Raw genomic sequence first — 12,633 nt, forward strand, 5'->3', positions numbered from 1 at the left:
TTTCGGTTATTGCGCGCAAACGTGTTCCGCTATCTCCCGAATTCTGGCGGCCAGCGCCGCTAAGCCGCTGGAGCGAGAGGCGCTGAGTTGGGCGCGTAGCCCCAGCCGATCGAACAGCGCCAGCGGATCGTCCTGAAGCAGTTCGCTCGCGGTTTTTCCTTCCGCGGCGGTGAGTAACACCGCCAGCAGGCCGCGCACGATGCGGCCGTCGCTGTCGCCATAAAAATGCAATGTGCCGTCTTCCCGCCGCTGATAGCCCAGCCAGACGCGGTTTTCACAGCCAGACAGCGAAATGGCGTCGTCTTGCAGCGCTTCCGGCAGCGAAGGGAGCTGTTTGGCTAATAAAATCAGCTGCCGGTAGCGCTCTTCCCATGAACGACAGGCATCAAAACGGATTTGCAGATCGTCAGCGTTAATCTGAGATCCGAAAGGGTGGGGAGTATCGGCAATATCAGTCATGGTTTTTCATATCGATTAATCGGTCAGTAATTCAAGTGAATTACCGATGGCCGTGACCAGCGAGGCAACGTCCTGCTCATTATTATACGGCGCAAACGAGGCGCGCAGCGTGCCGTTGACTCCCAGCGCCGCCATCAGCGGCTGTGCGCAATGGTGTCCGGCACGTAAGGCAATGCCGCTTTCGGCCAGCAGCGTGACCAGATCGTTATGGTGCACGCCGGAAAACGTGAAAGAAAGCAGGCTGGAATCAGAACGGCGGAAACTGCGAAATCCCGGGAATTGCGCCAATTGAGATTCTGCCTGGCGGGCCAGATCCCGGCTATACTGCTCCGCGCCATGCCAATCCTGCGGGGACAGCCAATCCAGCGCCGCGGAAAGGCCAAGTACCCCGGCGATGTGCGGCGTACCGGCTTCAAACCGGTAAGGGATCGCCTGCGGGGTAAAGCCGTCAAAGGAAACCTGGGTCATCATTTTGCCGCCGCCCTGCCACGGAAGCATCCTTTCCAGCAACGCCGGTTTGCCGTACAACACGCCGAGCCCGGTGGGGGCATACAGCTTGTGTGCGGAAAAAGCGTAAAAATCGATATCCAACGCCTGAACATCGGGCGGACAGTGCGCCATTCCCTGCGCGCCATCGACCATCACCACGGCGCCGTACTGATGAGCAAGCTGAATGGCTGTCGCCAAATCGGGCAGACCGCCGGTGACGTTGGACATGTGGCCCAGCGCCAGCAATCGGGAGCGCGGCGTCAGTAAATCGGCAAGCCGCCCGATATCCGGCAACCCATCCGCGCCGACCGGCAGTTTCACCACCCGCGCGCCAGTCTGTTCCGCCGCCATCAGCCAGGGGATTAAATTGGCGTGGTGTTCCGCTTCGCTGACGACGATTTCGTCGCCGGGTTGCAGACGCGGACGGGCATAGCTTTGAGCGACCAGATTGATCGCTTCCGTCGTGCCTTTAGTCCAGACGATGGCGCAGGGATCTTCCGCATTAAGCAGCGTCGCCACCTGTTCCCGTGTCTGTTCGAAATGGTGCGTCAGCGCCTGAGCCGCCCGATGTTGGCTACGGTGAACCGTACCGTTTCCCGTGCTGTAAAACTGCTGCACGGCGTCGATCACGGTCTGTGGCTTCAGGGCCGTTGCCGCGCTGTCCAGATACACGGCGCCATCCCTGAGCGCGGGAAACTGCTGGCGAAACGTTGTGGCGTTAAACGGTGTCATGGTCATCCTCTTTTGGGGAGTCAGATCCTGTCCCATTTTCCCGGGTGAAACAAGTTTAGGACTATACTTAACATTACTTTGTGGAAAAACCAACAAACCTTGCTACGCTTTAAAGTGTTAAGTTTCAGAGTTTACTTGTGTATAAGGCTAATTAAAGAACATTTAAATTCAATTGGAGTTGATTATGAAGAATAAAATTTCTATTTTGGCGGCGATTGTTATGGCATTTTCTCTGGCGGCCTGTTCGAGCAATTACGTCCTGCATACCAACGACGGGCGCACGATTGTAGCCGATGGCAAACCGAAAGTTGATACGGATACCGGTATGATCAGTTATACCGACGCATACGGGCAGAATCAGCAGATTAACCGCGCTGACGTGAAGGAAATGGTGGAAGCGAAGTAGTTATGGTCGGCGGCTTGATATTGCAGATAAAAAAAAGCACCGCGATTTGCGGTGCTATATATAAAATCACTATGGACAGACAGGGTAAATGTACAGGAAGTGAAATAAGGTAGACTCGCTACCGCGTCTGAAAAGGCAGACAATAAACAGCAAACACAACATCACAACCACAAGCCAAAAGCACCTCAGGTCACCCCTCCGCACTTTTCGTTCCGGCTCAGGAAGTCGCGCTAATATAGGTATTTGCTGGTACATCCTCAACGGACAAATTATAATGGCTCGGATTATAAAAACTAATAGATAAATCCGCGCGTCGAAGGCGTTATTTATCGGTAAATAAAAGAATTTTATTTATGTCAAAACGTCTACCTCCGCTCAATTCTTTGCGTGTATTTGATGCGGCAGCCCGTCACCTGAGCTTCACCAAAGCGGCGGAAGAGTTGTTCGTTACGCAGGCGGCGGTGAGTCATCAAATTAAGTCACTGGAGGATTTCCTGGGGCTTAAACTGTTTCGCCGCCGTAACCGCTCCTTGCTGCTGACGGAAGAAGGTCAAAGTTATTACCTTGATATTAAAGAAATTTTCTCTTCACTTAATGAAGCGACCCGTAAATTGCAGTCGCGCAGCGCCAAGGGGGCGCTGACGGTCAGTCTGCTGCCCAGCTTTGCCATTCACTGGCTGGTTCCCCGTTTGTCGAGCTTTAACTCTGAATATCCCGGTATCGATGTGCGCATTCAGGCCGTCGATCGGGATGAAGATCGCCTGTCGGACGATGTGGATGTGGCTATTTTTTACGGCCGTGGCAATTGGCCCGGGCTGCGGGTGGAAAAGTTGTACGCCGAATATCTGTTGCCGGTCTGTTCGCCGGTATTGTTGACCGGCAACCATCCGTTGAAAACGCCGGACGATCTGGCGGCGCACACGTTGCTGCATGACGCCTCGCGCCGTGACTGGCTGACCTACACGCGTCAGCTTGGCGTGCAGATCAATGTGCAGCAGGGGCCGATTTTCAGCCATAGCGCGATGGTGCTTCAGGCGGCAATTCACGGGCAGGGCGTGGCGCTGGCAAATAATGTTATGGCGCAGACGGAAATCGAGGCCGGTCGGCTGGTGTGTCCGTTTAATGACGTTTTGGTCAGCAAAAATGCTTTTTATCTGGTATGTCATGACAGTCAGGCAGAACTGGGTAAAATAGCCGCTTTCCGACACTGGATCCTGGCTCGGGCGGCCAATGAGCAGGAAAAGTTTCGTTTTCGTTATGATAACGGTACGCGCTGAGGCGAAGCGCATCGTCTCGAATTTACACACGACGCTATTGGATAAAACGATGAATGGTCGATTCATGCTGGTGTTTGCCGCCGTCAGCGGTTTTGTTTTTGTCGCGCTGGGGGCATTCGGCAGCCATGTGTTAAGCAAAACGCTGGGCCAGAACGAACTCGCCTGGCTGCATACCGGGCTGGAGTATCAGGCGTTTCATACGCTGGCTATTCTGGCGTTGTCTATCGTCATGTATCAGCGCAGCAATCTGTGGTTCTACTGGAGCAGCGTTTTTCTGGCCCTGGGGACGGTGTTGTTCTGCGGTAGCCTGTACTGTTTGGCCCTGTCGCCTCTGAGGCTTTGGGTTTATGTCACGCCGATTGGTGGATTCTGTTTTCTGGTTGGGTGGTTATTAATGTTGGTTGGCGCACTGCGTCTGAAGAGAAAGGCTGAACGCCATGAATAAAGTGATTCTGTACTGTCGCCCGGGATTTGAGAAAGAGTGTGCGGCGGAAATAACGGAAAAAGCCACGCACCATAACGCCTATGGTTTTGCCAGAGTAAAAGAGAACAGCGGCTATGTGATCTTTGAATGCTATCAGCATGAAGATGCGGAGCGACTAATAAAAGAGCTGCCGTTTCATGAGTTGATTTTTGCCCGGCAGATGTTCATCAGCGGCGAACTGCTGCGCGATCTGCCGCCGGAAGATCGCATTACGCCGATTGTCGGGATGCTGACGGGGGCTATCGAGCGCGCGGGTGAATTGCGTGTTGAAGTGCCGGACACCAATGAAAGTAAGGAACTGATGAAATTCTGCCGCAAATTTACCGTGCCTCTACGTGCGGCGTTGCGTGAGAACAAGATTTTATTGGGATATGAGAAAGCCGACCGACCGGTGCTGCATGTGCTGTTTATCGCGCCCGGTTGCTGTTATGTCGGTTACTCTTACAGTAGCAACAACTCTCCGTTTTACATGGGGATCCCGCGCCTGAAGTTCCCGTCGGATGCGCCCAGCCGCTCGACGTTGAAGCTGGAAGAGGCTTTCCACGTGTTTATCCCGGCGGATGAGTGGGATGAACGGCTCGGCAGCGGTATGTATGCGGTTGATCTGGGCGCGTGTCCCGGCGGCTGGACTTATCAACTGGTGAAACGCAGCATGATGGTTCACGCCGTGGATAATGGCCCGATGGCGCCAAGTCTGATGGACACCGGGCAGGTGATGCATCATCAGGCCGATGGTTTCCGCTTTGAACCGCCGCGTAATAACGTTTACTGGCTGGTGTGCGACATGGTGGAAAAACCGGCCAAGGTAACCAGTCTGATTGCCGACTGGCTGGTAAAAGGCTGGTGCCGCGAAGCAATATTCAATCTGAAATTGCCGATGAAAAAGCGTTATGAGGAAGTCTCGCAGAATCTGGCTTTGCTTAACGCGCGTCTGGCTGAGAACGGTATTAATGCCGAGGTGCATGCCAAACAGTTGTATCACGATCGTGAAGAGGTGACGGTACACGCACGGCGATTCTGGGCCGCCGTGCCGGGTCGGCGCGACGAGCGATAGTTTTTCACCGCCTTTCCATCATTATCATTTCCTATACGTGCAGCGGCAAAGCGCTGTATGTATAGGCGACGGGTTAAAGATAGAAAGAAGGCGAGAGAGCCGGGCTTAATGATGCTGCGGCGATAATCTCAACTGTTGCAGATTGCCGTTCAGCGTCAGCTCGGTACTGAGCGTTGCCACCTTTCGGCTGATAAACGCCATTTCCCGCTGTTGCTCAAGCTTGTTCCGCCATTTTTCCGGCACATTCGTCAGATCCTGATAAAGCGCATCCAGACTGCCGGCCTGTTGCAACAACTGCACGGCGCTTTTGGGGCCGATGCCGCTGACGCCGGGGATCTTACTGCTGCCGATGCCGGCCAATCCCCAGTAATCGGCAAGCTGTTGCGGCAAGACGCCAAACTCCTGCTGCACAAAAGGCAAATCGAGCCAGCGTTTCTGAAAGTAATCACGGATCTGGATCGTCGGCGCCAATAGCTGGCAATAGCCTTTATCGGTTGAAACAATGGTTGCCTGATATCCGGAGGCCGCCACTTTGGTCGCCAGCGTGGCGGCCAGATCGTCGGCTTCGTTGCCCGGTGAATGCCAACTGGCAACGCCCATTGAGGCAAAAGCCGCTTTAATCTGCGGCAGTTCCCCTTTGAGATCGTCCGGCATCGGCGTTCGTCCGGCTTTGTAATCCGGTAAAATCTGATGACGCCAACTGGTGCTTCGGTCTTCGTCGTCAAATACCGCGACAGCATGCGTTGGCTGGCTATGTTGCAGCAGTTGATTTAATGCATGCTGACAGGCGGTGACGGAGGGCGAGCCTTGTACCGCATGAATCCGACGTATCAGGTTAAGCGCATCGACAATCAGCAAATGTACAGGCATAGGCAGTTTCCTGATAGGGTCATCCGTGTGTGCGGGGAAGGGTTACTTCCCCGTGAGGTCTGTATCGAATCGCCTAATCGAATCGCGTTTAACCGATTCGATGCGCGGTAATATCAAGCATCGCGTAATAGCCGGTATGCATAACATCAGGCACAGATTTCGTAGCATGGAATGTAAGCGCTGCCAGGGAGTTTCATGCGCTGCTGTGCAACGAAACCCTGTAGCAATATATCCATACTTTTCATCATCCGCGGATCCCCATGCAGCTTATAAGGCCCTTCCTGCTCGATGGCCTGGATACCGATTTCCTTAACGTTGCCGGCAACTATACCGGAGAAAGCGCGACGTAGCGCGGCGGCAAGCTTTTCCGCGGGCTGCTCGGGATGCAGGTTAAGGTTGGCCATATTTTCATGGCTGGGGTTGAACGGCATTTGCAGGTCTGGCGCGATGCGCAACGACCAGTTAAAGCTATACGCATCCCCGGTATGACGACGGCTTTCCTTCACCAACGGCATCGATTTCTTCATCTGGCGCGCCACTTCCGCCGCGTCATTAATAATGATGGAATAGTAGCGGCGAGCCTGACGTCCTAAAGTGCCGATAATAAATTCATCCAGCACGCGGAAATAATCGGCGCTTTCTTCCGGCCCGGTGAGGATGATCGGCAATACTTGCTCGCTGTTTTCCGGGTTCATCATAATACCCAGCAGGTACAGGAACTCTTCCGCCGTACCGACGCCGCCGGGGAAAATGATGATGCCATGACCGATGCGTACAAAGGCCTCCAGACGTTTTTCAATGTCCGGCATGATGATCAATTCATTCACCAGCGGGTTAGGCGGTTCAGCGGCAATGATGGATGGTTCGGTCATGCCGATGAAGCGCCCGTCTTTATAGCGCTGCTGGGCATGTCCGACCGCGGCGCCTTTCATCGGCGCTTCCATCGCGCCGGGGCCGCAGCCGGTACAGATGTTCAGCTCGCGCAGGCCAAGCTGGCTGCCGACTTTCCGCGCGTAGAGATATTCGGTTTCATTGATTGAGTGACCGCCCCAACACACCACCATATTAGGTTCTTCCCCCACGTGCAGCGCTCTGGCGTTACGTAAAATAGAAAAAACCATATTGGTAATGTGCGCGGAATTTTCCAGATCCAGATTCTGGTAATGGCCCGCGCTGGTGATTTGCCCATTCACAAACAGGATATCGCGCAGCACGGCAAACAGGTTGGCCTGAAGCGAACGGATAATATAACCGTCAACAAATGCTTCTTCAGGAGGGTTAACCAACTCCAGTTTGACGCCGCGTTCACGGCGCAGCACGTTAATATCGAAGTTTTCATAACGGGAAAGCAGCTCTTTGCTGTTATCCGTCTGGCTACCGGAATTTAATACGGCGAGGGAACAGTTACGAAACAAACGGTAAAGATCGCTGCTGGCGGTGCTTTTCAGCATGTCCACTTCCAACTGTGACAACAAATCCATTGACCCTAACGGGCTGATATGTGTAATCAATTTTGCTCCTTTAATCGCAGTAAAATCCGTCGATTCAGCGCTTATTTTCATCTGTGTCCACCTTAGCGCGCTCCCATCATTTTTTCCAATCATGATGGCGATGGGCAACCGAAGTTGCGTAGCGCTACGCATTTATTGACGCGGCAATCGTCCGTCAGGCGCGGTGAAAGGATAGTTACTGCGCCATGGATTAATATCCAGCCCGCCGCGGCGAGTGTAACGGGCGTACACGCTGAGTTTTTCCGGCTGGTAATAACGCATCAGATCGTTAAAAATCCGCTCTACGCACTGTTCATGGAACTCATTATGATGGCGGAATGACACGATATAGCGCAGCAGCGACTCCCGATTAATGCGTTTTCCGCGGTAGTGGATCTGCACCGAGCCCCAGTCCGGCTGATGGGTGATCAGACAGTTAGACTTAAGTAAGTGGCTGACCAGCGTTTCTTCCGTCCATGTCTGGTCTTGATTGCCCGCGGCCAGATAGTCGGCGCTGAAGGTGTAGTCGTCGATCCGGATATCCTGATCGTCGATACATTCGCCGCTGAATGCGGCAATGGGTTGTCCCTCAAGTTCACTGAGTTTAAACAGTGTTATGCTGACCTGTCCTTGCGCGCACCGGGCGAGATCGTTTATTAACGTGGCGCGTACATCGTCCCAACTATCAAATACGGTTTGATTGAAGCTGTTCAGGTAAAGTTTGAAACTTTTGGACTCAACCAGGTTCAGGCTGTTGGCGTCCAGACGCATTTCACCGACAGCGACTTGCGGAACGCCATTTCTGTTCAGCCAGGAAAGCTCATAAAGCGTCCAGATATCCGCGCCATGAAACGGCAGATCCGGCGGAAAGATGCCGAGCGGTTCGCGGTTCAGGCTACGGGGAACCGGCTGCAATAAACCGGCATCGTAGCGATCGTGATAAGGAGTGGGTTTCCCCAGCGTCAGCCCGCTCAGGGCTTGATGCTTGTCGTAAGCGGACATGCTGTTGCCTTGATAGAAGAAGATACAATAATGACTAGTGTAACCCGACTAATAGAATGATGAGAAAAATTATGGATCATGAGGTAACTCAGGCGTTGACGGCATTTACCCGGCGTTATGTCGAGTCCTGGCGGCAGGAAACCGGGCGCGCGCCAGCCAGCGAGGCTTTATACGGCGTGCCTTCCCCTTGTATTACAGACACTAAGGATGATGCGGTTTACTGGTTGCCGCAGCCATTTTTACCCGCTGCGACGCTGGATGGCGTGGAGCGCGCGCTGGATATTAGCTTGCACCCGGATATCCATGCTTTTTATACCATGCAATATGCCGGCGATATGGCGGCGCAATTTGGCTCGGTTTCCTGTGTTGTGCTCCAGGTCTGGAGCGAAGAGGATTTTTCCCGCATGCAGGAAAATCTGATCGGCCATCTGCTGACGCAGAAACGGCTTAAATTGCCTCCGACGCTGTTTTTAGCCACGACCGATTCTGAAATGACGATGATTTCACTGTGTAATGTCTCCGGCCAGATCATTCTTGAAGAATTTGGGACGAAAAAACATCAAGTTTTGGCGCCGACGCTGGCAGTGTTTCTTTCCCAGCTTCGTCCGTTACTGTCCTAATGATTAATCATGTTTCACTTTTCGTGATGTGAGAGATCTCTTACACTTGCTGTAAGAGATCTCGTATCTTTCATATTGAGCTTGGTTTTTATTTTAATTTTTCTATTATTAATTAGTGTGTTAATGTTTTTTTCTCTCTTTTGCCATAAAGGCAGCGGATAAACTATGTCGCTTGCCTCTTGCTGAATTCGAACAATTAATACATCTTATTACTTAAATTAGTAACCGGTTGTATTGGATGTAGCGGTAATCGTCGGTAAAGATGATGGCGGGTTCATCAAGGTTTATTTGACGAATGAACGACGTTTTCAGGAAGAAGCGAGGGACACCTCCAGGAAGGAGACTGAGAACCGATCGGGAATGTCGGTGGGGCTGGAGCCTAAAGGAATTTAGTCATGGATGATACAGGATGGATCAGTCAGGACGAAAGTAGGACGCCAGCAGGGATAGTCGGTTAGGAAGACCACTCAGGAAAAGTTTTCACGGATGAGCAGGGACGCAAAGGTGTAGCGGGATGGCTATAAAACGAACCGGGGGTACTGAGCAATCAGTGCCCCCATTTTTTTGCCGAATTGTTTACCGAAACGCGAATATTGGGCGAGACTAATATCAATGGTATGCTTCGCCGCCTACTGCAACAGGCTTAAGCCGTGAGAAATCGCATGAGTTTAGAGAATCAGGTGCGTCAGTCTTTGTTGGATATCGAACGTGTATTACGAGGCAGCCCTTTCTGGCAGGAATTACCGCCGGAGGCCGCCGCTTTTGCCAGCGTAGAACCTTTCTGCATTGACACCATGACGGCGGAGCAATGGTTACAGTGGGTGCTGTTGCCGCGTATGCATGCGCTGCTTGACGGCGGTGCGCCGCTACCCGCTGAATTATCTTTGTTGCCGTATTTCGAAGAGGCGCTGGAAGGCGCCTCGTCTGATAGAGAACCGGTTCTGATGGTTATTGCGCAGCTTGATGCCTTGTTTGACAAAGATGAGCCGGGTCACCGTCTATCGGATGAAAACCGCCATGCTTGAGATCATTTATCAAGACGAGCATCTGGTGGCGGTAAATAAGCCTGCCGGGTGGCTGGTGCATCGTAGCTGGCTGGATCGCAAAGAAAAAGTTGTTGTTATGCAGACGGTGCGCGATCAAATCGGTCGGCATGTCTATACCGTTCATCGTCTTGATCGACCAACCTCCGGCGTGCTTTTACTGGCGCTTTCCAGCGAAATCGCCCGCCGGTTGTCCAGGCAGCTTGAACAGCATCAGATGCAGAAGCTCTATCATGCCGTGGTGCGAGGCTATGTTTTGGATGACGGCGTGGTTGATTACGCTTTGACGGAAGAGCTGGACAAAATCGCGGATAAATTTGCCAATCCGGATAAAGCGCCTCAACCGGCGGTAAGCCATTATCGGACGTTGGCACAGGCTGAAATGCCGGTGGCTATCGGTCGTTACCCCACATCACGCTATAGTTTACTGGAGCTGACGCCGCAAACCGGTCGCAAGCACCAGTTGCGGCGTCATATGTCGCATATTCGCCATCCGATTATTGGCGACAGTACGCATGGCGACCTGCGGCAGAATCGGGGGATGCATGCACATTTTTCCTGTGACCGACTCATGCTGCATGCCAGCCGACTAAGCTTGCCTCACCCGGTAAGCGGCCGGATGCTGACGCTGCATGCGCGTTGGGATGCGGCCTGGCAGGGGGTGATGTCGCAGTTTGGCTGGCAGGGGATTCTCCCTGACTTTGAAAGGGTTGAGTTTCCTGCTGCGTCGGGTCAGGATAGCGGGTATTTCATCGGGTATTAAATAAAAAGGGAGTCAGAATCATGGCGCAGATTGGTATTTTTGTTGGCACGGTCTACGGAAATGCATTGCTGGTAGCCGAAGAAGCAGAAAATATCCTCAAAGAACGCGGGCATGAGGTCAGGGTTTATGAGGATGCGTCACTGGAGTCATGGCTGAACTACCGTGAACATTATGTGCTGGTGGTGACATCAACGACGGGGCAGGGGCAGCTGCCTGACTCCATTGCTCCCTTGTACGCGGCCTTGCGGGAGCAGGGTGGCTATCAACCGGAACTGCGCTATGGATTGATTGTTCTGGGTGACAGCAGCTACGAGAATTTCTGCGGCGGCGGTCATCAGTTTGATGCGTTGTTGCAGGAAATCGGCGCAAAACGTATTGGCGACGTACTGGATATTGACGCCATTGAACACCCTGAACCGGAAGTGATTTCCTGCCCGTGGGTGGAACAGTGGGCGGATTCCATAGAACAGTAAGATGTGAATACAACACGGGAGCGCCAAGGCTCCCGTTATACTGTGTGGTGATTGCAGAGGAGGTCAGCGATTTTTGGTCAGCTTTTCTAAATCGGCTTCGATCTCGGCGATCTTGTTGGAGACCACGCCTTCCAGATGGCGCAGATCGTCAAGAATTTTGCGTTTTAAATCGACTTCCACCTGCTCGTGCTGACAGATTTGGTCAAGCTCATCAATAACATAACGTAGGTTAGGGCTGATTTCATTGATCTCTTTGTAACCCTGACCGGAATTGTCCGCCATGATGGTTTTACGCTGACGCGGATATTTGAACTTCACGCTTTTGGCGAAAAACTCGCCCTTGTCCTTGCGAAAGTATATTTTCAGGATGTCGTTACTGGCTTCCTGGCGCAGGCTATAGCGATCAATATCATCCGGATTGGTAATACCCAGGCTTTTCAGATTGTCATACATAACGCCACCTTTGATGTTAAAATAGTTCAATTATCATACTGATAAGCAGCCTGCTTTATCTGTGACATACCCCACTTACCTGACGCCGGGGTGTTTCTGGCGCGATTCAATATGATGGGTACAGCAATACGCTGGGGAGAGTCGGCGATAAAAATGGCGGGTTGGATAACCCGCCAGATTCAGTTTAGTCGATGGTGCGTAATAACTCATTAATACCCACTTTTCCGCGGGTTTTCGCATCCACTTTCTTGACAATAACGGCGCAGTACAGGCTATGGCTGCCATCTTTGGACGGCAGGTTGCCGGACACCACCACCGAACCCGCCGGTACGCGTCCATAGTGGCTTTCACCGGTTTCACGGTCGTAGATTCGGGTGCTTTGGCTGATGAATACGCCCATTGAGATGACCGAACCTTCCTCAACGATCACGCCTTCAACCACTTCGGAGCGTGCGCCGATAAAGCAGTTGTCTTCGATGATGGTGGGGTTGGCCTGCAAGGGTTCCAGTACGCCGCCGATGCCGACGCCGCCGGACAGGTGGACGTTTTTACCAATCTGCGCACAGGAGCCGACCGTCACCCAGGTGTCTACCATAGTGCCTTCGTCGACGTAGGCGCCGATGTTGACATAAGAGGGCATAAGCACGGTATTGCGGGCGATAAATGCGCCTTTACGTACGCTGGCCGGCGGCGCGACGCGGAAACCTTCGCGCTGGAAACGTTCAGCATCATAATCGGCGAATTTCATCGGCACTTTGTCATAATAGCGCGTTTCCGCGCCTTCAATAAGCTGGTTATCGTTAATGCGGAAAGAGAGCAGCACGGCTTTTTTCAGCCATTGATGAGTGACCCACTGACCGTCGATTTTTTCCGCGACGCGCAGCGCGCCGCTGTCCAGCAGGCTGATGGCCTGATTGACGGCCTCGCGCGTGACGCTGTCCGCGTTGGCCGGGGTAATCTCGGCGCGGCGTTCGAAGGCGGTTTCGATAACGTTCTGTAATTGTTGATGCATCCTGTT

General features: G+C 52.8%; 15 protein-coding genes. 8 read left to right on the forward strand and 7 right to left on the reverse strand.

Annotated elements, in window-relative coordinates; genetic code table 11:
- Positions 1-6: 6 nt before the first annotated feature.
- Both csdE and csdA read right to left on the reverse strand, forming a co-directional pair.
- A complete protein-coding gene (gene csdE / locus HOY33_RS07555) occupies positions 7-459 on the reverse strand; it encodes a cysteine desulfurase sulfur acceptor subunit CsdE (protein ID WP_172289605.1) in 453 nt (150 codons plus the stop codon).
- Between the two features lie 15 nt (positions 460-474).
- A complete protein-coding gene (csdA, locus tag HOY33_RS07560; RefSeq protein ID WP_172289606.1) occupies positions 475-1,680 on the reverse strand; it encodes a cysteine desulfurase CsdA in 1,206 nt (401 codons plus the stop codon).
- 184 nt (positions 1,681-1,864) lie between these two features.
- Between csdA and HOY33_RS07565 the strand changes: the two genes are divergently transcribed.
- The 4 genes from HOY33_RS07565 (at position 1,865) to rlmM (ending at position 4,901) form a co-directional block, all read left to right on the forward strand.
- Positions 1,865-2,086, forward strand: coding sequence for a YgdI/YgdR family lipoprotein (locus HOY33_RS07565; RefSeq protein ID WP_172289607.1), 222 nt, complete (start codon positions 1,865-1,867; stop codon positions 2,084-2,086).
- 353 nt (positions 2,087-2,439) lie between these two features.
- Positions 2,440-3,363, forward strand: coding sequence for a transcriptional regulator GcvA (locus tag HOY33_RS07570; RefSeq protein ID WP_172289608.1), 924 nt, complete (start codon positions 2,440-2,442; stop codon positions 3,361-3,363).
- A gap of 49 nt (positions 3,364-3,412) precedes the next feature.
- Complete coding sequence (locus tag HOY33_RS07575) at positions 3,413-3,808, forward strand: DUF423 domain-containing protein (RefSeq protein ID WP_172289609.1); 396 nt, start codon at positions 3,413-3,415, stop codon at positions 3,806-3,808.
- Complete coding sequence (gene rlmM, locus HOY33_RS07580) at positions 3,801-4,901, forward strand: 23S rRNA (cytidine(2498)-2'-O)-methyltransferase RlmM (RefSeq protein WP_172289610.1); 1,101 nt, start codon at positions 3,801-3,803, stop codon at positions 4,899-4,901. The genes HOY33_RS07575 and rlmM overlap by 8 nt, the downstream gene beginning before the upstream one ends.
- A 105-nt stretch (positions 4,902-5,006) precedes the next feature.
- Here rlmM and xni read toward each other — a convergent pair whose 3' ends face one another.
- The 3 genes from xni to queF all read right to left on the reverse strand — a co-directional run bounded on the left by xni (position 5,007) and on the right by queF (position 8,263).
- The gene (gene xni, locus HOY33_RS07585) at positions 5,007-5,771 is read right to left on the reverse strand and encodes a flap endonuclease Xni (RefSeq protein ID WP_172289611.1); all 765 of its coding nucleotides are present in this window, start codon (positions 5,769-5,771) and stop codon (positions 5,007-5,009) included.
- 146 nt (positions 5,772-5,917) lie between these two features.
- Positions 5,918-7,282: a nucleotide 5'-monophosphate nucleosidase PpnN gene (gene ppnN, locus HOY33_RS07590; protein WP_172290017.1), complete on the reverse strand. Its 1,365-nt coding sequence runs from the start codon at positions 7,280-7,282 to the stop codon at positions 5,918-5,920.
- A gap of 132 nt (positions 7,283-7,414) precedes the next feature.
- Complete coding sequence (gene queF, locus HOY33_RS07595; protein WP_172289612.1) at positions 7,415-8,263, reverse strand: NADPH-dependent 7-cyano-7-deazaguanine reductase QueF; 849 nt, start codon at positions 8,261-8,263, stop codon at positions 7,415-7,417.
- Between the two features lie 71 nt (positions 8,264-8,334).
- On the opposite strand from queF, the gene syd reads away from it, so the two are divergent.
- From syd to HOY33_RS07615, 4 genes are all read left to right on the forward strand, one after another.
- Positions 8,335-8,883: a SecY-interacting protein gene (gene syd / locus HOY33_RS07600; RefSeq protein ID WP_172289613.1), complete on the forward strand. Its 549-nt coding sequence runs from the start codon at positions 8,335-8,337 to the stop codon at positions 8,881-8,883.
- A gap of 662 nt (positions 8,884-9,545) precedes the next feature.
- Positions 9,546-9,908, forward strand: coding sequence for a YqcC family protein (locus HOY33_RS07605; protein WP_172289614.1), 363 nt, complete (start codon positions 9,546-9,548; stop codon positions 9,906-9,908).
- Entirely contained in the window at positions 9,901-10,689 is a 789-nt protein-coding gene (truC, locus tag HOY33_RS07610; RefSeq protein WP_172289615.1) for a tRNA pseudouridine(65) synthase TruC, read from the forward strand. The genes HOY33_RS07605 and truC overlap by 8 nt, the downstream gene beginning before the upstream one ends.
- A gap of 20 nt (positions 10,690-10,709) precedes the next feature.
- The gene (locus HOY33_RS07615; RefSeq protein ID WP_172289616.1) at positions 10,710-11,162 is read left to right on the forward strand and encodes a flavodoxin; all 453 of its coding nucleotides are present in this window, start codon (positions 10,710-10,712) and stop codon (positions 11,160-11,162) included.
- Positions 11,163-11,225: 63 nt separating this feature from the next.
- Here HOY33_RS07615 and HOY33_RS07620 read toward each other — a convergent pair whose 3' ends face one another.
- Both HOY33_RS07620 and dapD read right to left on the reverse strand, forming a co-directional pair.
- Positions 11,226-11,615 carry a DUF3461 family protein gene (locus tag HOY33_RS07620; RefSeq protein WP_172289617.1) on the reverse strand — a complete coding sequence of 130 codons (390 nt, stop codon included), beginning with the start codon at positions 11,613-11,615 and terminating at the stop codon, positions 11,226-11,228.
- 184 nt (positions 11,616-11,799) lie between these two features.
- Positions 11,800-12,627 carry a 2,3,4,5-tetrahydropyridine-2,6-dicarboxylate N-succinyltransferase gene (gene dapD, locus HOY33_RS07625; protein ID WP_172289618.1) on the reverse strand — a complete coding sequence of 276 codons (828 nt, stop codon included), beginning with the start codon at positions 12,625-12,627 and terminating at the stop codon, positions 11,800-11,802.
- Positions 12,628-12,633 lie beyond the last annotated feature (6 nt).

The sequence above is a fragment of the Brenneria sp. hezel4-2-4 genome, from assembly GCF_013155275.1.
Lineage (GTDB): Bacteria > Pseudomonadota > Gammaproteobacteria > Enterobacterales > Enterobacteriaceae > Brenneria.